This is a genomic window from Altererythrobacter sp. H2 (genome assembly GCF_035319885.1).
Classification (GTDB): Bacteria; Pseudomonadota; Alphaproteobacteria; order Sphingomonadales; family Sphingomonadaceae; genus 34-65-8.
In genome coordinates, this window is the sequence record NZ_CP141285.1 from 2,923,157 (window position 1) to 2,943,823 (window position 20,667).

The following is a 20,667-nucleotide window of genomic DNA, read 5'->3' on the forward strand; positions in this document are numbered from 1 at the left end:
CGAGGCAGGTGCGCATGTGGCCCTATCACCCCGATCTGCTCGCGACCCCGGTCCCCCGTTACACCAGCTACCCGACAGCGGCCGAGTTCGGCCCGATCGCGCCGGATGCCTATCGCTCCGCGCTGGAGGGCGTGACGGGCGAGATCTCGCTCTACCTGCACATCCCGTTCTGCGACACAATCTGCTATTACTGCGGCTGCAACACCGGGGTGGCGGCGCGGCGGCAGCGGCTCGAATCCTACCTTGGCGCGCTGGAGCGGGAAATCGCCCTGGTTGCGGCCACCCTGCGGCAAAGTACACGGGTCCGGCGGATCAGCTTTGGCGGGGGAAGCCCCAACGCCCTGTCGCCGGAGGAATTTCTGCGGCTGTTCAGCACGCTCGACCGGCATTTCCACCTTGCTTCCCCGGTCCTGTCGACCGAGCTTGATCCGCGCACCATGACGGCGGAATTTGCCGGGGCTGTGCGCGAGACGGGCATTACCCGCGCAAGCCTGGGGGTGCAGACTTTCGCTGCCCACTGCCAGCAGGCGATCGGCCGGGTCCAGCCCGAAGAGGTGATCGTGCGCACGGTCGACTGGCTGCGCGATGCCGGTGTCACCTCGCTCAATTTCGACCTCATGTACGGGCTGCCGGGCCAGACTGCGGACGACCTGCGTGACAGCCTGCAGCGCACCCGGGTGCTCGGCGCGGACCGGGTGGCCCTGTTCGGCTATGCCCACGTTCCCCACGTCGTGCCGCGCCAGAAGGCGGTGGACGCGCGCAACATGCCCGACGTGGCCAAGCGTTTCGCGATGGCCGCGCTGGGCTACGAGTATTTCTGCACCCACGGCTATGTGCCGGTGGGGTTTGACCATTTCGCCCGCGCAGGGGGCGACCCGCTGGCCCATGCCGCCGTGGCTGGCATGGTCCACCGCAATTTCCAGGGCTTTACCGACGATGACGCCGAGGTGCTGATCGGCCTCGGCAGTTCCTCGATCAGCAGCTTCCCGCACCTGCTGGTCCAGAATGAGAAGAACAGCGGCCGCTACCGAATGCTGCTGTCGCAGGATTGCCTCGCGCCGGAGCGCGGGATCGTCCGCTCGGCTGCCGACCAGGAGCGGGCGCGGGTCATCGAGCAGCTGCTCTGCTCCGGCCATGCCCGGCTCGGCCCGGCGCTTTTGGCCGCAGTTTCGGGCCGCCTCTGCCCGTTCACGGTGCGCGGCCTCGCCTCGCTCGAAGGCGATTGGCTGACGATCGAGGCGGACGGCCTGCCCTATGCCCGCACCATTGCCGCGCTGTTCGATCCCTACCGTGCCGCCTCGCAGGCCCGGTTCAGCACGGCCGTGTGAGGCAATACCGCTTTACCTCTTGCGGTCGCAATGCAACCTTGGGCGCGGAGGAACGGACATGCACTTGCGAACCCTGATGATGGCGACGGCGCTGGTCGCCACAGCGACCCCTGCGTCTGCCCGCGAGGATGGCCCCGCATCGGCGGAAGCCAGCGTGCTGGAACTGGCCAAGGCGAGCATAGCCATGCGCTCGGTCCGCGGCCCCGGTAACGAGACCGGCAAGGTGGCCGAGCTGTACGCCCGGGCCCTGCGCGACGGCGGCTGGGCGGCGGGCGAGGTCGAGGTGATCCCGTTCGATGATACTGCCTACCTGATCGCAACCTGGCCCGGCAGTGATCCCGCGCTCGGCCCGGTGGTGATCTCCGCCCACATGGACGTGGTCGAGGCCGACCCGGCCGACTGGGAGCGCGATCCCTTCACCCCGGTGGTGGAGAACGGCCTGCTCTACGGGCGCGGGGCGAGCGATACCAAGTTCGATGCCGTGCAGGCGATGGTCGCGGTGATCGGGCTGCGCCGGCAGGGGTTCCGGCCGAAACGGAGCATCGTGATCGCCTATTCGGGCGACGAGGAAACCACCATGCTTACCTCCAAGGTGATCGCGGATCGCCTCAAGCATGCCAAGCTGGTGCTCAATGTCGATGGCGCATCGGGCACGCTGGACGAGAAAACCGGCCTGCCGGCGTACTGGAGCTGGCAGGGCGCGGAAAAGATCTACGGCGACTTCAAGCTGGAAGTGACCAACCCCGGGGGCCACAGCTCCGCCCCGCGCGAGGACAACGCCATCGCCCAGCTGTCCGGCGCATTGGCACGGATCGGCGCGCACCGCTTCATGCCGGAACTCAACGACATCACCCGCGACTACTTCTCAAAGGCAGCCCAGTTCGAAAGCGACCCGCTGCTCGCCGCCGCGATGCGCGCCTTTGCCGCCAATCCGGCGGACAAGGCGGCGATTGCCGTGCTGCGCGGCAACCCGGCGATGATCGGCAGGATCGGCACCACCTGTGTCCCGACCATGGTCGAAGGTGGCCATGCCCTCAATGCCCTGCCCCAGCGCGCCACCGGGTTCGTCAATTGCCGGATCTTCCCCGGCCACCCGAAAGCCTCGATCATCGCCGAGCTGAAAGAGGTGGCGGACGAGCCGGCGCTGACGATCGAGGAGATCAATCCCGAATATGTCGTCGAAGCCCCGGCCTCACCCTATGACAAGGCGTTCGTCGATGCCGCGACCAGGGCGGTGCACACCGCGTTCGGCGAAGTGCCAATCATCGCCTCGCAATCGTCCGGCGCGACCGATTCGATGTGGTACCGCGCCCTGGGTGTGCCGAGCTATGGCGCCAGCGGCACCTTCACCCGCGACAGTGACGACTATTCGCACGGCCTCAACGAACGCGTGCCGATCGGCAATGTCGCGCGCAGCCTGAAGTACTACGACGTGCTGCTGCGCGAGCTGGCGTCGAAATGACGCGGGTCGCGGCAACCTACTGAGGAGCGCCCTGGGGTGTGATCAAGGACGGGGCGCGGCTGCTGCGCTGATCCACCCGGACCCACTGGTAGTCATACCTCGACGAACCGCCCGAACCCGCCGCGATCCGCGATCACCTCGCGTGCGCAGTTATGGCCCGGGGCGCCGGTCACGCCGCCGCCGGGGTGGGTGCCTGCGCCGCACATGTAGAGCCCCTTGACCGGCCCGCGATAGGCGCTGTGGCCCAGCACCGGCCGTGCGCTCCACAGCTGGTCGAGGCTCATATGGCCGTGCATGATATCGCCGCCGACCAGCCCGAACTTGTCATAGAGGCCCTTGGGGCTGAGCACCTGCCGCCCGAGGATTGAGGCGCGGAAGCCCGGCGCGTGGGCCTCGACCGTGTCGATGATCGTGTCCGCTGCGGCGCCTTCCTCGTCGTCCCATGAGCGGCCATCGGGTAGCTCGGGCGCGAACTGCTGGCAGAACAGGCTGGCGACGTGCTGGCCCGGTGGGGCGAGGCTATCGTCCACCGTGCTGGGGATCAGCATCTCGACAATCGGCGCCTTCGACCAGCCGAACTGCTTCGCGTCGAGGAAGGCCTTGTCCATATAGGCCAGCGTCGGCGCGAGGATGATCCCGCTCTGGTGATGCTCGCCCGGCTCCGGCAGGCAGGTGAACTTCGGCAGCTCGCTCAGCGCCACGTTCATGCGGAAAGTGCCGCCACCTGCCTTGAACCCGCGCATTCGGCGGCGGAAATCCTCCGGCTGGTGGCTCTCTTCCAGCATCTTGCCATAGAGCAGCTTCGGCCCGACATTGGCGATCACGCGGCTCGCGGCGATCTCCTCGCCGCTTTCGAGCCTGACGCCGACCGCGCGATTCCCGTCGACCATGACTTCAGCCACCGGTGCCTCAAGCGTGATCTCCACCCCGCACTGGCGGCACACGTCGGCCATGATCTGCGTAATCGTGCCCATCCCGCCGATCGAGTGGCCCCAGGCGCCCTTCTTGCCGTTGACCTCGCCGAACACGTGATGGAGCAGCACATAGGCGCTGCCCGGCGTATCAGGGCTGGCGTAATTGCCGACCACGGCGTCAAACCCGAACGCGGCCTTCACCGCCTCGCTCTCGAACCACTGGCCGAGGAAGCTGGTTGCCGACTTGGTGAACAGGTCGAGCACGTCACGCTTGGCCTCGAGGCTGAGCTTCGCCATGCCCCAGCCCTGCGAGGCACCGGCGAGCAGTGTGCGCAGCCCCTCGCCGACATTGGGCGGCGATCGCAGCGCGAGGCTGCGCAGCACTTCGGCTACCCCCTCCAGCGCGTCATAGTAGGCGGGCAGCGTTTCGGCATCGCGGGCGGAGAACTTGCTGAATTCGGCCTGGGTGCGTTCCAGCCCGCCGCCGAGTTTCAAATAGCCCCCGTCCTCCTGCGGCAGGAAGTTGGAGATCGGCCGCTCGATCACGCGGTAGCCGTGGTCTGCCAACCGCATGTCGCGGATCACCTTGGGCTGGAGCAGGCTCACGGTATAGCTTGCCACCGAATTGCGGAAACCGGGGTGGAATTCCTCCGTCACGGCCGCCCCGCCGACCACGTCGCGCCGCTCGACAATGCGGACCCTGAGCCCGGCCTGCGCGAGGTAGAAGGCGCAGACCAGCCCGTTGTGGCCTGCGCCGATGATCACGGCGTCGTATCGTTTGGTCATCGTCTGCGCTCCAGTGATTTCGTTTCGCCATCCGTCATGCTGAACTTGTTTCAGCATCCATCCATCTACTCGCGCCTCTGGTCGTGGTGGAGAAATGGACCCTGAAACAAGTTCAGGGTGACGGACCTGTGCTAATTTCCGTTAAGATGGCTCCATCCCGCCGCGGGCGCCTGTTCCAGCCGCGCCTCGGGGATCAGATCGCGCATACGCTTGCAGAAGTGCTTCAGGCACACCTCCTTGTCGCTGAGCGGCCCCATCGTGAAGGTCCGGCTCTGCATCCCCTCCTGCACCCGGGTGATCAGCACAGTATCCTCGGCATTGACCTGCCGGTTGATCCGCCAGTTGAGGTAACGCGCGGCGCGCATCTCCCTGCGCCATTTATAGTCAGGGGCGTCCGGGAGCACGTAACTGATCTCGCGGATCAGGCTCTCGGTCGGGCTGACCGGCAGCCACTGCATGAAATCGACCTGATCGGGGTAGATGTCGAACGCGACATTGGGCCAGAGCTTGAAATAGAGCCAGAACCGCTGGCGTTCGTCCGGCAGGTGCGGGACTGGCGGGAGCAGGTTCTGGTACAACCGCTCCGACCAGTTATCCGACGGCCGCTCCACCATTTCGCCCCACATGCGATCCACGAAGGGCTCCGCCTCTACGCCGTAACTCTTGCCGAACAGTCGTGTGAGGCCGGGATGGGCGACGGGGATGTGCAGGCCGTCGGAATAGTTGTCGCCGATGTTCTTCCAGTTGATGCTGCGCGGGCGCAGGGTCACGCGGCCAAGCGCGCGCAGGTCTTCGAAGCGGTAGGGTTGAACCATCGCTTCATAGGGCGCCATCATCTGCGCCACGCCCGGCCCGCCATCGTCCGCCAGCCGCACGAAGGCGAAACCGCGCCAGATTTCGAGGTCGACCGGCACCAGCCCCGCCTTGCTGCGGTCGAGCGTGGGGTAGCTGGCGCTGTCGGGCACCCCGGTAAGCCGCCCGTCAAGGTCATAGGTCCAGGCGTGGTAGGGGCAGACCAGCTTCCTTGCGCAGCCGCTGGAGCCATCGACCAGCCGCGATCCGCGGTGGCGGCAGACGTTGGTGAAGGCACGCAGCACCATGTCTTTCCCGCGCACCACGATTACGCTTTCGCCCAGGTAGTCGAGCGAGTGCCAGTCACCTTCGGCCGGCACGTCGCTTTCATGGCAGACCACCTGCCAGCTGGGGCGGAACACGCGCTCCTTCTCCGCTTCGAAGAAATCGGCATCGCGATAGGTCCAGGCGGGCAGGCTCCACCCGTCGAGCGGATCGCGGGTGATGTCGTTGGCCGGTTCGTTGGCGAGGTGCGTTGCCATGCGGGAATCCTTGCTATACGTTCGTATAACAAGCCGGCGATGACCATACAACCAGCCTTTTCCCGCGCCGATCCGGACGAGCGACGCCTTAGCCTGATCGAGGCCTGCGCCCGCGTACTGTCCGACAAGGGCGCGGCGGGGGTATCGGTGCGTGCCATCTGCACCGAGGCCGGGGTCTCACCTGGCCTGCTGCGGCACTATTTCGGCGGGATTTCGGAAGCGATGGCGGAGACCTATCGCTGGACCGGGGCCCGGATCGACGCGGCGCTGGCTGAAGCGGTTGCCGCGGCCGGAACGGAGCCCCGCGCGCGCCTGCTGGCCTATCTCACCGCCAACTTCCGCCCGCCGATCGCCTCACTCGACCTGCTCGCCAGCTATGTCGCGTTCTGGAGCCTGACCCGCAGCGATGCGGTGGTGGCCGGGGCGCGGGCCGAAGTCTACGGCGCGTTCCGCACCGGGCTGGAAGACCTGATCCGCGCCTACCGCCCTGACCTGCCCGACGCCCGCCTGCCCGCCATTGCGCTGACCGCGCTGATCGACGGGCTGTGGCTGGAGCTCTCGCTCGGCAATGCCCCGTTCTCGGCCGAGGAAGCCGAGGCGCTGGCGGAGCAGTGGCTAGACAGCCTGCTCTAGCACCAGCCGCTGCTCGCGCCGGGCCCACCACCAAAGCGGCAGACCTGCGAGCATCAGCACCACGCTGTAGCCGACCGCCTCGACGCCAGCGCCCCACAGCGCCCATACGGCATAAATGCTGCCGAGGAGCACGGTCGGCAGGGCCACCCGCGCCCGGGCTGCCGCTGCCGCGCAGGCGAGGTAGAGCCAAAGGGTGGCGCAGGTCGACAGCAGCGCCATGAAGGCGAACAGGCCGCCCATGCCGCGTCCGCCGTTGGCGATGATGAGCGCGCTGGCGAGCAGGCTCGATACCAGCAGCGCGCGGCGCGGGGTGCCCGCCGGGGTTGCCGCCGCCAGCCAGCGAGGCAACAGGCCGCCGCGCGCCATGTCACGCGGGGTCTCGCCCTGGACCAGCACCCAACCGTTGAGCGCACCGATCGCGCTGATCGCTGCGAACAGGGCCACGAACGCCGCCGGGCCGGGGGACCAGAACGTCGCCACGAACAGCTCGAACGGGGCATTGGAGGCCGCGACCTCGTCTGCGGGAAGCATCAGCGCCACGCCGGAGCACACCAGCAGGTAGAACAGCCCGACCAGCGTTGCGCCGATCATGGTCGCGCGCGGGATGGTGACGCCCGGATTGTCGATCTTGTCACCCGCGGCACAGGCCGCCTCGAACCCGACCATGGCCCACAGCGCCAGGGCGGCAGCGGCATTGACCAGCGGCAGCGAGAATCCCTCGTCCGGCAGCGGCGCCAGAGCCTCGCCCCCGCGCGCGGCCAGTTGCATCACGATCAGCGCGAACACCACCACCAGCGGCACCAGCTTGAGCAGCAGGGTGACAACCTGGAAGCCGCCCGCCGCGCGCACCCCGGCGAGGTTGATCGCGGTCACCAGCCAGATCAGCGACAGCGTCGCGACCTCCGGATAGTCCCCCAGCACCGGCACCAGCGCGGAAAGGTAGCTCACCCCGCCCACCGCGATGCTGCACACCCCGGTCCAGACCGAGACCCAGAATGAAAACCCGATCAGGAAACCGGCCAGCGGCCCGAGCTCGCACTGGACCAGGGCCGCCACGCCCACCGCGTGCGGGCGCGCAGCCGCCAGGCTGGCGAGCACGTGCGCAAGGCACAGCGCACCGCCAATGGTGACGATCCAGCCCAGCACCGCGTTCCACCCGAACGGAGCCAGCTGCGCCGGCAGGAGGAACACTCCGGTGCCGATCATGTTGCCCATGACCAGGGCCAGGGTGGCGAAAAGGCCGAGCTTGCGGCCCGGCCTTTCCGTTGTGCTTGGCGATGTGGCCACGAGGCTAGAAGTCCATGCCCACCTTCAGCCCGATGATCCGCGGCTTGATCACCGCATCATAGAACACCGGTCCGGTTCCACTGACGCCGTCGGGATCACCGCAGGTGGTTTCGAGGCACTGGACCCCGGTGTTGATCACCCCGTTGCTGTTGAACAGGTTGGTGGCGAACAGTTCGACCCGGTAAATGTCGTTCTTCACCCCCAGGCTGAAATCGGCCGTGGTATAGGCATCGAGCGTGCCCTTGATACCATTCTGGAACGGGCGAAGGTCGCTCCGCCGGCTTCCGACGTGGTTGACCGCCGCCTGCACACGGGCATTCCAGGCCCCGAGCGGGAATTCGTAGCGGGCAACCGCGTTGCCCTTGAACTTCGCGGTCACCGGCAGGCGTGTGCCCGATGGGGCGAGCAGGGCATTGGTGCGCCCGTCACCCGGATCGAGCGTGCAATCGAACTGCGGGTTGGCAATGCGGCAGAAATCGCGCTGGATCTTGGCATCGTTGTAGCTGCCCCCCAGGTTGAGCGAGAAACCGCCCGAACGGTAACCCAGGTCCATCTCCAGCCCGCGGATCCGGGCGATGCCCGCATTGCGGACTTCGGACAGGCCGTTTTCGCCCAGGAATGACAGCTGGATATTGTTCCAGTCGAGCTGGTAGATCGCACCATTGAAGCGCACCGGCCCGAAGGTCGTCTTCCAGCCCAGTTCGTAGTTGTCGAGCTTGTCCGGCGTATAGGGCGGCAGTGTGCCGCGCCGGTTGACCCCGCCCGGGCGGAAGCCCTGCGACCAGGTGGCATAGACCAGCGCATCGTCGGTGATCTTGTAGGTCGCATTGAGCTTGAAGATGGAATCGGTTTCCGCCGTGGTCTTGTCCACGTTGGTACAAGGCGTGCCGTCGATCTGCGCCGGCGCGAAGCAGGCCGCCACCCCGGTGCGGCTGGAGAACCCGGCGCTGTAGCCGAAGAACCCCTCCAGCGAGTTCTTGTACCGGTACACGCGCGCGCCTGCGAGCAGGGTGAGCTTGTCGGTCAGGTCATAACTCAGCTCACCGAAGGCGGCATAGTCGCGGTCGGTGCGCTGCTGCTTGGTCAGCCAGATGTTGCTGGCCGAGCCCGGCACGGTAATCGAATCGGCGATATCGTCGATGATGTAGTTCTGTTCGATGTTGTGGCTCTGGCGCTGGGCAAATACCCCGCCGATGAACCGCAGCGGCGCATCCTGAGGCGAGGACACGCGCAATTCACCGAACGACTTGCGATAGCGGTCCACACCCTGGATGTACTGGTTGGGGTTAACCAGCGTTCCGGCATTGTCGTAGAAATAGGCCCCGTATCCGTAGAGCGCGTCATAGAAATAGGCGTAATCGGAGTAGTCCGATTCCACCGTGGTCTTGCGGCGCAGGTGGCCGCCGGTGACAACCAGATCCCAGCTGCCGATCTTGCCTTCGATGGTCATGGCGGCCTGGACCCATTTGTCCTCGCTGCCTTCGGGGTTGTACTGCACCGTCTGATATTTGCCGTTTACCGCGCTGCTGCGCTCCTGCGCGAAGCTGCCGTCAGCCTTCTGGACCTGGCCCATCAGGGTGGGCTTGATCGTCCAGTTGTCGTTGAGGTCGATCCCCAGCGCGAGACGGGCGCCGTAGGTGTCAACGTCGTTGTAGTCTTCCTCCACCAGTTCGGCGTTGTTGTCGGTGATGCCCGAGGTCGGATAGGTCCGGCTGCCGGCGATGTTGTCGATATAGCCGCCATCGCGGCGATACCAGCCAACCAGGCGCATCGCGGCATTCTCGCCCAGCGGCAGGTTCACGAACCCTTCGCCGGTATAGCCCAGATCCCCGCTCTTGACGCTATTGAGCGTCAGGTCGACCGCGCCATAGGTGTCGCCGGTATCGGGCTGGTTGGTCACCAGCTTGATCGTGCCGGCCATCGAGCTGGCACCGTAAAGGGTGCCCTGCGGCCCGGCCAGTGCTTCCACCCGGGCCAGGTCATAGGCATGAATGTCGAGCGCGCCCTGGATCGTGGTGATCGGCATTTCGTCGAGATAGGTCCCGACCGTAGGCAGCGAGGTGGAGTGGTTAGCATTCTCGCCCGACGCCACCGCACGGAAGAAGATCTGCGCGAAACCCGGCGCGCCCTGCTGGATCGTGACTGAGGGGAGGAACTTGATCACATCCTGCAGCTCGTTGACCTGAAGCTGGTCAAGCGTTTCGGTGCCCAGCGCCTGGATCGCGATCGGCACGTCCTGCAGGTTCTGCTCGCGCTTGGAAGCCGTCACGATAATGACATTGCGATCTTCCGAGGCACCCGCTTCCTGTGCGACTACCGGAGTAACCGCCGCCATGGCCGTTCCGGTCAGCAGGATGGCCGCCAGCGTGCGATTGCCGGCACAATGTCTCTTGTTCATGCACTTCCCTCCAAAAATGACCCCACGGGAAAGCGCCACAATTGCGGGAAAATGACAAGCGTGTTGCGCTGCACAATCCACCGTGGCGACTGCGCTATAGCTTTTGGGCAACAGGCCGCTCAGCCTAGCTGCGCCGGTGGTATGTTTCCGGCAGATCGCCCAGCACCGCGAACAAGGGGCCCAGCCATTCCGCATAGGGCTGCCACTGGCCCACCCCATCACGATTGATCGGGCGGCGGACCTGCTCGCTCGAGGCGGTGCGCACGGCGCGGGTGTTGCGGTGGAACTCCAGGCACTCCGGCTCGAACGGCACACCGACGTAATCGAGCAGACGGCGCACCTGCCCTTCCGGATCATGGAGCAGTTCCTCATGCACCACCCGCAGCACCCGGCCGGGCAGAACCGCGTCGTAATGGTCCATCGCCCGGACATAGTCGGCATAATAGCGCCCGATGTGGTCGAGGCTGTAGGAGAAGCCCTGACCGCGCGCGAAGTGCTGCTTGAAATTGGAGAAGCAGCAATCGAGCGGATGGCGCCGCGCATCGATGATCTTCGCGTTGGGCAGGATCGCGGCGATGAACCCGGCATAGGCCCAGTTGTTGGGCAGCTTGTCGATGTAGAACGGCTTGTCCGTCTTGCGCTGGACCCTGGTCCGGTCGAGAAATTCCGCGCCCAGCTCGGCCATCCGCGCGGGGTCCACCGCACGCAGGGCATCGGGCCAGTGCCGCCATTTCGCCCCGGCCTTGTCCGCCTCGCGCATGGCCATGGCGGGGATGTCGGGCAGCTCCATCGTGCCTTCGACCTGGCTGTGGCTGGCAAGGATCTGTTCGATCAGGGTCGACCCGGCGCGGGGCAGGCCGAGGATGAAGACGGGGTCAGGCGCCGGGCAGCCGTGCCCGGCAAGGCTAGCGGCGAAGTCCGCCGTGAACCCGGCGATGGTTGCATCGACCAGCGCGGTCGTCTCCGCCGGATCGTACGCCAGCTCTTCGCTGCGCAGCGCGTTCCCCTTGGCGTAATGCCGGAACGAAGCCTCGGCTTCGCGCCGTTCCTCCAGCGCCTTGCCCAGCGCGAAGTGCAGATGGAAACGGTCCTCGTGGCCGAGGCTGTCGTCCTCCAGCGCGCGCTCCATCACGGCGACATCGGCATCCTCGAACCGCACGGTCTTGAGGTTGGCGAGGCTCCACCATACCTCCCCCAGCCCCGGCTCGATCGCCAGTGCACGGCGATAGGCAGCAACCGCTTCGTCCTGCCGGCCGACCGTCTTGAGGATATGCGCGCGGCTCATCCACAGCTTGGCGTGATCGGGGAAGCTTTCGAGCAGCTCGGCGTAGAGCGCCAGCGCCTCGTGATAGTCCCCGGTATGGCTGAGTGCGGCGGCCTTGAGGTTCTGGTTGGCAGGATTGGCCGGATCGGCCGCCAGCACCGCGTCGAGCACTTCGGCGGCCTCGGCAAAGCGCTTCTGCTTGTAGAGCACGGTGGCAAGGTTGCCGCGCGCGGCGGTGAAACCGGGGGCGAGTTCCAGCGCGCGGCGCAGCAGGTTCTCGGCATCGGGGAAGCGCCCCAGCCGCCCGGCCAGTTCCGCCATCATGCGGATCGCCGCGACATCGAGCGGCTGCTGGCTCAGCCGGGCACGCAGGCCCTGCTCTGCCGCCGGAAGGTCATTGGCCAGCAGCGCCTGCGCAATGGCGACCATTGCCGGATCGAAGGCGGTCGCGCGGATTGCAGCCATTTCGGCCTCGGCCGCCTGCTGGTCGAGCCCGAGGCGGCGCAATGCCTGCCCCAGCCGCCGGTGGGCCGCCGGACTGCGCGGGTCCTGCTGTGCGGCTGCACGCAGGCGGTCCAGCGTGGCAGCATCGACCGGCTGCGTCATTTGCGCTCCAGCGGGATCACCGCAACGGTCAGGCGCGAGATGCACACCAGCCGCTCGGCTTCGTCGCGGATGCGGATCGACCAGACCTGGGTGGTCCGCCCCAGCGATTCCGCCGTGGCGGTTGCGGTGACCCAGCCGGAGTAGGCCGGGCGGATGTGGTTGGCGTTGATCTCCATCCCCACCGCCACAAACTGGCTGCGGTCGACGCAATAGCTTGCCGCGACCGAGCCGACTGTCTCCGCCAGCGCGACCGAGGCCCCGCCATGGAGCCGCCCGAACGGCTGGTGGGTGCGCGCGTCGACCGGCATCCGCGCGGCAATCCAGTCATCGCCGCAGGCCACGAATTCGATGCCCAGCAGCCCCGGCATGGCGTTTTCGCCCAGCAGGGTCATGGGTTCGAGCGGCGGCCGTTCGCCGCCCCACCAGATGCTTGTTCCCGTCATGGCAGCGGTGATGGACCGGGAACGCGCCCCCTGTCCAGCCCTGCCGCCAATGCTAGAAGCGCAGCAGGGCCGCCACGACGAGCGCGCCGCCCAGCACCAGCGTGAGCAGCACCCAGCCGCGCATCATGTGGGCCAGGTTGCGCAGCCAGAAATGGAAGTAGAGGTCGGAGAAAGCAATTACGGCGAGTGCCTCGAACACCATCACCGCGCCGACGGTCTTCATGATGCAGGTCAGCAGGTCAGCCGGAATCCACGGGTTGGCGAGGTAGACCGCAATCCCCAGTGCCAGCTCGAGCAAGCCGCTCAGCAACTGGAGCGCAGGCGAGCGCTCGATTTCCTCGACCATGGTCTTCCAAACCCCAGGCTTGCGCAGCGCGCCGAGCGCGGCGGCGACCGAGAACAGCCCGAGAAACAGCGCCGACCAGGTGGTCGCGTCGATCATGTCCGGCATTTCAGGCAATTCCCCCTTGTGGTTATTCCGCTGCCTCGAGCGCCGGTTCGGTGGCGGCAAAGGCGCCCTCGGCATAGACGAATTCCGTCCCATCAAGGTCGATGTTCGGGATCTCGTCCTTCTCGCGCCAGTAATCCTGGTTGTGCCGCCATTCAGGCTTGTCCCCGGCGCGGGGCAGTTTGCCCAGCCCGCGCATCAGGTAGCCGGGGTTGAAGTTGTCCGCCTCGATCCATGGCTGAAGCGCCATCCCGGCATCTTCGGGCCGCAGGGCCACCTCGACCCGCGCCGCGCCCTTGTCCCGCATGTGGTTCAGCAGGCCGCAGACGAAATCGCCCAGCATGTCGACCCGCAGGGTCCAGCTGGCGCGGAAGTAGCCCATGACCCAGGCCATGTTGGGCACGCCGGTGAACATCATCCCGCGATAGGTCACGGTATCGTGCCAGTCGATCCGCTCGTCATCGACGAAGAACGGGATATTGCCCATCACCGAGAGGTGAAATCCCGTTGCGGCAACGATCAGGTCGGCCTCGATTTCCTCGCCCGAGGTTGTGACGACGCCGGTTTCGGTGAAGCGCGCGATCGTGTCGGTCACGACGGTCAGCTTGCCCGCCACTGCCGCGCGGAACACGTCGCCTTCCGGGCAGAACGCCAGCCGTTGCTGCCACGGGCGATACTTCGGGGCAAAATGCGGCTCGAATTCGAAGTCCGGCTGGCCGGTAAAGGCCCGGACCAGTTCGCGCAGGTCCTCGACCACGGCGTCCGGCTCTTCGATGCAGCGGCGGGTGGTCACGTCCTGGTCGTGCATGATCTGGGCGCGCACGACGCGGTGAACGGTCGGCTCGTCAATCCCGATCTCGCGCAACCGGTCCGCCAGTTCGTTCTTGTTCTCGCTGCAATAGAAATAGGTCGGGGACCGCTGGAGCATGGTCACATGGGCGGCCTTGTCGGCAAAGGCCGGGACCACGGTGGCGGCCGTTGCACCGGAGCCGATGACCAGCACCCGCTTGCCGGTGTAGTCGTACTCCGGGTCCCACAGCTGGGCGTGCACGAAGTCGCCCTTGTAGTCCGCCAGCCCGCAGCTCAGCCATTCGGGCGGGATGTAGGGCGTCTGGTGGTCGTAATAGCCCTGGCACATCCACAGGAAGCGGCAGGAAAAGGTCAGCGTGGCCTTGTCCGACAGGCGGGTCGCCTCGACCGTCCACAGGTTGGTGTCGCGGCTGAAGGCACAGCGGGTGATCCTGTGGCCGTAGCGGATGTGTTCGCCAATCCCGTTCTCGTTGATCACTTCGCCCATGTAGCGCAGGATTTCACCAGCGCTGGCAATCGGCGGGCCGATCCACGGCTTGAACCGGTAGCCGAAGGTGTAGAGATCGGAATCGGAACGTACGCCGGGATATTTGTGGGTCTCCCACGTCCCGCCGAAAGTCTCCTTCATTTCCAGGATGGCATAGCTGGCCCAGGGGCACTGGTCCTGCAGGTGATAGGCCGAGCCGATTCCCGAAATCCCCGCGCCTGCGATCAGCACATCCACATGGCAGACCTCCCGATCCGCCGTCACCTCGCCCAATGCATTCATTGCCGCACTCCTCTGCCCATGGTGGCGTCATTCCACGACCATGGACAGAGGGCTTTGACCGAGATCAAATCGGGTGAAAGCGGCTACTACCTGACAGCCGCGATCCAGCGGTCAATCTTGGCTTCCAGCACCGGCAGCGGGAGAGCGCCGGTGCTCAGCACCTGGGTATGGAATTCGCGCAGGTCGAACTTATCGCCCAGGGCAGTCTCGGCCTTCTGGCGCAATTCCTGGATCTTGAGCGCGCCGACCTTGTACGCCAGCGCCTGGCTCGGGATGGCGATGTAGCGTTCGACTTCGGCCACCACTTCGGTCTCGGTCATGCCGGAGTTTTCCATCATGAACGTGATCGCCTGTTCGCGGCTCCAGCCCTTGGAATGAAGGCCGGTATCGACCACCAGCCGCATCGCGCGCAGCTGCTCGTCCTGCAGGGTGCCGTAGCGGTTCCACGGGTCCTTGAAGAAGCCCATCTCGTAGCCGAGCGTTTCGGCATAGAGCGCCCAGCCTTCGACATAGGCGGTGTTGCCGCCGTACCGCATGAAATTGGGCAGCGCTTCGTTCTCCTGCGCCAGGCTGATCTGGAAATGGTGCCCCGGCGCACCTTCGTGCAGGTAGAGCGTGACGTTGCCGGTCGTCAGGCGGCTCGGCAGGTCATAGGCGTTGAAGTAGAACGTGCCCGGGCGCGAGCCGTCAGGTGCACCCTGCTGGTAGGAGCCACCGGCGCTGAACTGCTCGATCGACTCGTCGTAGGGTTTGATCACCAGCGGCGTCTTCGGCAGGACCGAGAAGTACTTGCCGATCTGCTTGTCGACCTGCTTGCCGATATCGTAATAGCTCTGCGTCAGCGCCGCACGGCTCTTGGGCTGGAACTTGGGATCGGTGCGGGCATAGTCGAAGAACTCGTTCAGCGAGCCCTTGAAGCGCACTTCGTTGCGGATTTTCTCCAGCTCGGCCTTGATCCGGGCAACTTCGCTCAGGCCAAGGTCGTGCAGGTAATCGGCGGTGAGCGGCAGCGTCGTCGTCTGCTCGATCATCATCGCGTAGAGCTTGTCCCCGCCCTTCATCTGGCTGAGGCCCACCTGCTCGCGCGCGGCCGGCAGATATTCGTTGCGCAGGAAATCGCGCACCCGGGTGTGGGCCGCATAGAGCTCAGCCGTCTTTGCGGCATAGGCCTCGGTCAGCCGCGCCTTGTCAGCGGCGGAGAAATCGGCCGGGAAATTCTTCACCGGCTTCATGAACATCGAATCCGCCTGCGGGATCGCCAGCATGGTGTCGAACTGCGTGATCACCCGGTCGATGGTCAGCCTGGTTTCGACCACTCCGCTTGCCATGCCTTCGCGCGAACGACCGATCGCGCGATCGTTGATGATGATGTAGTCATCGTGCCGCTTCAGGTTGTCCTCGTAGTGGGCCAGCGTCCTGAAACGGGCCGCGCTGTCACCGCTGGCGAAGGTGGGATAGAAGGTGTGGAAACCGGAGAAGTGGTTGATGGGGCGCACTTCGGTCAGCGCGCGGATTTCATCGGTCTGCCCGGCCAGCGCAGTCTCCTGCTGGTACTTGAACACGTCGTAGGCAAGCTGGTCGGTCGCATTCAGATGATCCCGGTCGATCTGGGCCAGCAGGGCCAGGTTCAGCTTGGTATCGGTGCGCGCCGCAATCCACTGGGAATCGGTCAGGAAATCGCCGAGCCGGTCCGCGTCCTTGTCATCGCCCCGGAACAGGCGGCCAAGCGGATTGAGCGCCAGTTCGCGGGCGTCGGCGTCGGCGAACAGGGCATGGAGCCGGTCATGCTCGGCCTGCGGCGAGATGATGGTCGCCCCGGCTCTGGCCGAAACGGTCTGCTGGGCCAGCGCGGGCACGGCGGGCAGGACAAGCGCGGCAGCAGTGGCCAGCAGCGCGAGACGGATTGTGGTCATGAGATTCCCCCGGTTCGAGTGCGAAGTGTATTATCTAATCGCTACACCTTGCACATGGCAATGCAAGGGGGCTAGCCCGCCCGCGATACCGCTGCCCACTCCGCTCGACCAACGGCTTGGTCGCATCGACCAGACGAAATCGGCTGGCGGCAAGGAACCGGGCCCTGCCGCTTGACACCTGCTTGACGAAGCTGACACCGTGTCAAGTTCGCTGAGGCGAGCTATCGCATTGTCTTTCAACCATTTTGTGCACGCCCGGGACAAAGAGGGTGCGGGCCGCCCCCCGCCCCCGTTCAGCCAGCCGCGCGCGGCAGAATACCTTCATGGCAGATCGGGGCGCTGTAGGAAAACGGTCAGGCCGCTTTGCCCCGGCCCGCGAACGACTGCCTGCGAAACTGGCCTGCACAAAAAGAGCGCCGGGCGAAGGAACTCCTGCTGGCGCAACCGGTTGATCGGGTGCGGGAGGCAGTGAGAGAGTACCCGATATGTCCGCTTCCGAACTCGTTCCCATCCTGGGGCTGGTGACCCTGATCATCGCGTTGATTGCTGCCGCGATCGCCTTGACCAAGTTCCTGCGCAAGCCGTCCAACCGCCATCCGATGGACCACCGAGAAGAACGCAACGTGGCCGCAGACATCGACGCTGGCCGCGCCCCGAAGAACCACTCCCCGCGTCGCTGACGCGAACTGTCAGCGGGGTCTCGGGCAGCGAGGTCTCGGGCAGCGGACTTTCGGTCGCCCTGCCGCTCAGTCCATCACCCGCCCGCGGGCCATGACCCACTCCACCTTTTCCAGCACGGTGGCGTCTTCCAGCGGGTTGCCCTCGACCGCGATGATGTCCGCCGAATAGCCCACCGCAATCCGCCCGATCTCGTTTTCCAGGCCGAGCACCTTGGCCGCAACCGTGGTCGCGGCGGCCACGGCTTCGCGGCTGGACATGCCCTGGGCCAGCATCAGGGCGAACTCCTCGGCATTGCGGCCGTGCGGAAACACGCCTGCATCCGTGCCGAACGCCACCGGCACGCCGTTCTTGCGGGCGCGGGAGACCAGCGTCGCCATGAACGGTTCAACCGCGCGGATCTTGGCTTCGACCACCGGAGTGTAGGTGCCCGTGCCCACGCCTTCGCTCACGCCCTTCAGGGCCATCAGTGTCGGCACCAGCACGGTGCCTTTCTCGCGCATGACCTTGGCCGCGGCTTCATCGAGATAGGTGCCATGCTCGATGCTGTGGACGCCTGCGCGCGCCGCTGCTTCGACTCCGCGCGCACCGTGGGCATGGGCAGCGACCTTGAGGCCGAGCAGTTCCGCCGTTTCGACGATGGCAGTCATTTCGGGATCGGAGAAGTGCGCCTCCAGCCCGCGTCCCTGCTGGCTGAGCACCCCGCCCGTGGCGGTAATCTTGATCAGGTCAGCGCCATATTTCGAGGCCTTGCGCACGGTTTCGGCGCATTCGACCGGGCCGGTGCAGGTGTAATCCGAACCGAGTGCATCGTTGACATGCTCGACGAAGCCATTGACGTCGCCATGCCCGCCGACAATCGAAATGGTCCGCGCGCTGGTGACGATGCGCGGGCCCGGCACCATGCCTTCCTCGGTAGCGCGGCGCAGCATCTGGGTCACCTGGTCCGTGCGCGAGCCCAGATCGCGCACCGTGGTGAACCCGGCCTTGGCGGTGATGCGCGCGTTCTTCGCCGCAATCAGGACGAAGTATTCGGGCGGCGTGGTGGCCGCGCGCCAGAACTCGCCCGAAGGGTCGCCGGACAAGTGGGTGTGGAGATCGATCAACCCGGGCACGAGCGTCTTGCCCGCCAGATGGACCATCTTCGCGCCTTCCGGGCCCGCGGTGAACCCATCCTCGATGGCGACGATGCGCCCGTCAGTCACGATCACGGTCGACTGTCCGCGCGGCGCGCTCTGCGCATCGACGATCACGGCATCGGCATGGATGATGGTGGTGTCCGCCAAAGCGGGTGCAGCGATCAGCGCGGCAGCGGCGCCAAGCAGTGTTTTCAGGTGCATCAGGTCTCTCCCCTTGTGCGGCGGGTCATGCCCGCTCGCTCCGTCGGGCGCAAGCGGGCACCGCCCGGCCTTCCCCCGGACCCCTTGCGCCGGCCGGTTGCCCTCTGCCGATGAAGCGTTATGAATGCGTCATCCCCCAGAATTTCGAAAGGACTGCCAGAACATGATCCGTGTCGCGCTGACCACCGCCACCCTGCTTGCCAGTGTTTCGCTTGCCGCCACCGCCACTGCCCGCCCGATGACGCCGGAAGACGTGGCGCGGCTGGAAGGGGTGGGCCAGGTGGCAATCGCCCCCGACGGCAGCCGCATTGCCTACACCACCAGCCGCCTGCCCGACATCACCGAAGGCGAGGAAAACGGCGCGACCAGGTCAGAACTGTCGGTCGCCTGGGCGCCGGACAATGCCCGCCAGTTCCTGCCGCTGGACGTGAACCCCGGCAGCGTGGAATTTTCCCCCGATGGCCGGATGATCAGCTTCCTCTGGGCCAAGGGCGAGGAAAAGCGCAGCGTCTGGGGCATTCCGGTGGATGGCGGCGCACAGCGCAAGCTGGCCGAGGTCAGGGACAGCGCCGTGCGCCAGTATGCCTGGAGCCCGGATGGCGCGACGTTGTACCTCCTGACCGGAGCGGAGGAAGACAAGGCCCGCGAAAAGGCAAAGAAGGCCGGTTTCAACGCGGTGGTCTATGAGGAAGAAGAGACCATGAACCGCCTGTTCGCGGCGGCGGTGGGTGAGGAACCCGATGCCGCGCCGCGCGCAATCCCGCTGACCGGCTATGTCAGCGAAGTGCATATCCTGCCGGACGGCCGAAACGCAGTGGTCAAGTCCGCCCCCAGCCCGCGGGTGGATGACAGCTACACCTCGATGCGGGTCAACGTGATCGATCTGGCGACCGGCGCGGTGAAGGCCGTGGTCGCGACGCCGGGCAAGCTCGGCGATGTCGAAATCTCGCCCGATGGGCGCCAGCTTTCGCTGATTGCCGGCGTCGACCAGCATGACCCGGCCGACACCACCCTGCACCTGGCAGACGTTGCGACCGGCGCTTTCCGGGCGCTCAATCCCGAAGCGGCTGAAGCGACGGTCGACGCTGCATGGCTGGATGACGGGCGGCTCGCAGCGGTGATCCACGTCGGCGCGCGCAGCCTGCTCCGGGTCTACAAGCCCGATGGCACGGTCGACCACGAGCACGAGGGCGGCGAACTGATCCTGACCGGGGTGGAAACCGCCGGCGGCAAGATCGCAGTGCGCGCCAACAGCCCGCAGCACCCGACAGAACTGTTCGTGTGGGAGGGCGGCGCGTTCCAGCGCTGGACGAAGCACAACCCGTGGCTGAGCGAAATCACCTTCGGGCGGCAGTCCGCCGTGACCTACACCGCGCGCGACGGGCAGCAGATCGAAGGCGTGCTGATCGAGCCCGTCGGCGGTGCCCCCCGCGGCGGCGCGCCGCTGATCATGAACGTCCACGGCGGCCCGGAAGCGCATGAAAGCAACGGCTGGCAGACCGCCTACAGCAAGCCGGGCCAGGTCGCGGCGGGCCAGGGCTATGCCGTTTTCCTGCCCAACTATCGCGGCTCGACCGGCTACGGCGTCGCCTTCGCCAAGCAGCACCAGGGCGACTACGCCGGCAAGGAGTTCGACGACATCGTCGATGCCAAGCGGCACTTCGTGACCCAGGGCATCGCCGATCCGGATCGCGTCGGCATCACCGGCGGGTCCTATGGCGGGTTCGCCAGCGCCTGGGGTGCGACCTATTACAGCGAGGAATATGCCGCCAGCGTGATGTTCGTCGGCATATCCAACAACGTCAGCAAGTTCGGCACCACCGACATCCCCAACGAGATGTACCTGGTCCACGAACGCAAGTGGCCCTGGGAAGAATGGGACCACCTGATGGAGCGCAGCCCGATCACACACGTGGGCAAGGCCGAAACCCCGATCCTGATCATGCACGGGGCGGACGATACCCGGGTTGACCCCAGCCAGAGCTACGAACTTTACCGTCACATCAAGACCCGCAAGCCGGAAACCCCGGTGCGGCTGGTGCTCTATCCCGGTGAAGGCCATGGCAACCAGCGCGCCACCAGCCGCTATGACTACAACCTGCGGATGATGGAGTGGTTCGATACCTACCTGAAAACCGGCAACCGCAAGGCAGCCCTGCCCGCGCCGCGCCCCGCGCTGCCGGAGGGGACCACCGGCGCCGAAGCGAAGAAGGAAGACTGATTGCGCGCGGGGCAGGTCACAGGGCCTGCCCCG

The 20,667-nt window shown here is 66.0% G+C and carries 15 protein-coding genes; 5 read left to right on the plus strand and 10 right to left on the minus strand.

The window, feature by feature from the left end; translation table 11 throughout:
* The first annotated feature begins 14 nt into the window (after positions 1–14).
* Positions 15–1,328 carry a radical SAM protein gene (locus U4960_RS14530; protein ID WP_324263123.1) on the plus strand — a complete coding sequence of 438 codons (1,314 nt, stop codon included), beginning with the start codon at positions 15–17 and terminating at the stop codon, positions 1,326–1,328.
* Positions 1,329–1,386: 58 nt separating this feature from the next.
* On the plus strand, positions 1,387–2,790 hold the full coding sequence (locus U4960_RS14535; RefSeq protein WP_324261326.1) for a M20/M25/M40 family metallo-hydrolase: 1,404 nt from the start codon (positions 1,387–1,389) through the stop codon (positions 2,788–2,790).
* Positions 2,791–2,882: 92 nt separating this feature from the next.
* On the opposite strand, the gene U4960_RS14540 is transcribed toward U4960_RS14535, so the two are convergent.
* Both U4960_RS14540 and U4960_RS14545 read right to left on the minus strand, forming a co-directional pair.
* Complete coding sequence (locus U4960_RS14540; RefSeq protein WP_324261327.1) at positions 2,883–4,490, minus strand: phytoene desaturase family protein; 1,608 nt, start codon at positions 4,488–4,490, stop codon at positions 2,883–2,885.
* Between the two features lie 131 nt (positions 4,491–4,621).
* Complete coding sequence (locus tag U4960_RS14545) at positions 4,622–5,824, minus strand: aromatic ring-hydroxylating oxygenase subunit alpha (protein WP_324261328.1); 1,203 nt, start codon at positions 5,822–5,824, stop codon at positions 4,622–4,624.
* 39 nt (positions 5,825–5,863) lie between these two features.
* Between U4960_RS14545 and U4960_RS14550 the strand changes: the two genes are divergently transcribed.
* Positions 5,864–6,457: a TetR/AcrR family transcriptional regulator gene (locus U4960_RS14550; RefSeq protein ID WP_324261329.1), complete on the plus strand. Its 594-nt coding sequence runs from the start codon at positions 5,864–5,866 to the stop codon at positions 6,455–6,457.
* Here U4960_RS14550 and U4960_RS14555 read toward each other — a convergent pair.
* From U4960_RS14555 to U4960_RS14585, 7 genes are all read right to left on the minus strand, one after another.
* A complete protein-coding gene (locus U4960_RS14555) occupies positions 6,440–7,744 on the minus strand; it encodes an APC family permease (RefSeq protein ID WP_324261330.1) in 1,305 nt (434 codons plus the stop codon). The two genes, U4960_RS14550 and U4960_RS14555, sit on opposite strands and share 18 nt — an antisense overlap.
* A gap of 4 nt (positions 7,745–7,748) precedes the next feature.
* Positions 7,749–10,142: a TonB-dependent receptor gene (locus U4960_RS14560; protein WP_324261331.1), complete on the minus strand. Its 2,394-nt coding sequence runs from the start codon at positions 10,140–10,142 to the stop codon at positions 7,749–7,751.
* Positions 10,143–10,266: 124 nt separating this feature from the next.
* Complete coding sequence (locus tag U4960_RS14565; protein ID WP_324261332.1) at positions 10,267–12,012, minus strand: tetratricopeptide repeat-containing sulfotransferase family protein; 1,746 nt, start codon at positions 12,010–12,012, stop codon at positions 10,267–10,269.
* Positions 12,009–12,455: a hotdog fold thioesterase gene (locus U4960_RS14570; RefSeq protein WP_324261333.1), complete on the minus strand. Its 447-nt coding sequence runs from the start codon at positions 12,453–12,455 to the stop codon at positions 12,009–12,011. Before U4960_RS14570 ends, U4960_RS14565 begins: the two co-directional genes overlap by 4 nt.
* Before the next feature lie 52 nt (positions 12,456–12,507).
* Positions 12,508–12,897, minus strand: coding sequence for a hypothetical protein (locus U4960_RS14575; protein ID WP_324261334.1), 390 nt, complete (start codon positions 12,895–12,897; stop codon positions 12,508–12,510).
* A 31-nt stretch (positions 12,898–12,928) separates the two neighbouring features.
* Positions 12,929–14,482 carry a flavin-containing monooxygenase gene (locus U4960_RS14580; protein ID WP_324261335.1) on the minus strand — a complete coding sequence of 518 codons (1,554 nt, stop codon included), beginning with the start codon at positions 14,480–14,482 and terminating at the stop codon, positions 12,929–12,931.
* Between the two features lie 86 nt (positions 14,483–14,568).
* Entirely contained in the window at positions 14,569–16,395 is a 1,827-nt protein-coding gene (locus U4960_RS14585; RefSeq protein ID WP_324261336.1) for a DUF885 domain-containing protein, read from the minus strand.
* Positions 16,396–16,880: 485 nt separating this feature from the next.
* On the opposite strand from U4960_RS14585, the gene U4960_RS14590 reads away from it, so the two are divergent.
* Complete coding sequence (locus tag U4960_RS14590) at positions 16,881–17,075, plus strand: hypothetical protein (RefSeq protein WP_324261337.1); 195 nt, start codon at positions 16,881–16,883, stop codon at positions 17,073–17,075.
* A gap of 66 nt (positions 17,076–17,141) precedes the next feature.
* Here the strand turns inward: U4960_RS14590 and U4960_RS14595 are convergent, their stop codons facing one another.
* The gene (locus U4960_RS14595) at positions 17,142–18,413 is read right to left on the minus strand and encodes a metal-dependent hydrolase family protein (RefSeq protein ID WP_324261338.1); all 1,272 of its coding nucleotides are present in this window, start codon (positions 18,411–18,413) and stop codon (positions 17,142–17,144) included.
* A gap of 163 nt (positions 18,414–18,576) precedes the next feature.
* On the opposite strand from U4960_RS14595, the gene U4960_RS14600 reads away from it, so the two are divergent.
* Positions 18,577–20,634, plus strand: coding sequence for a S9 family peptidase (locus U4960_RS14600; RefSeq protein WP_324261339.1), 2,058 nt, complete (start codon positions 18,577–18,579; stop codon positions 20,632–20,634).
* Positions 20,635–20,667: the final 33 nt, after the last annotated feature.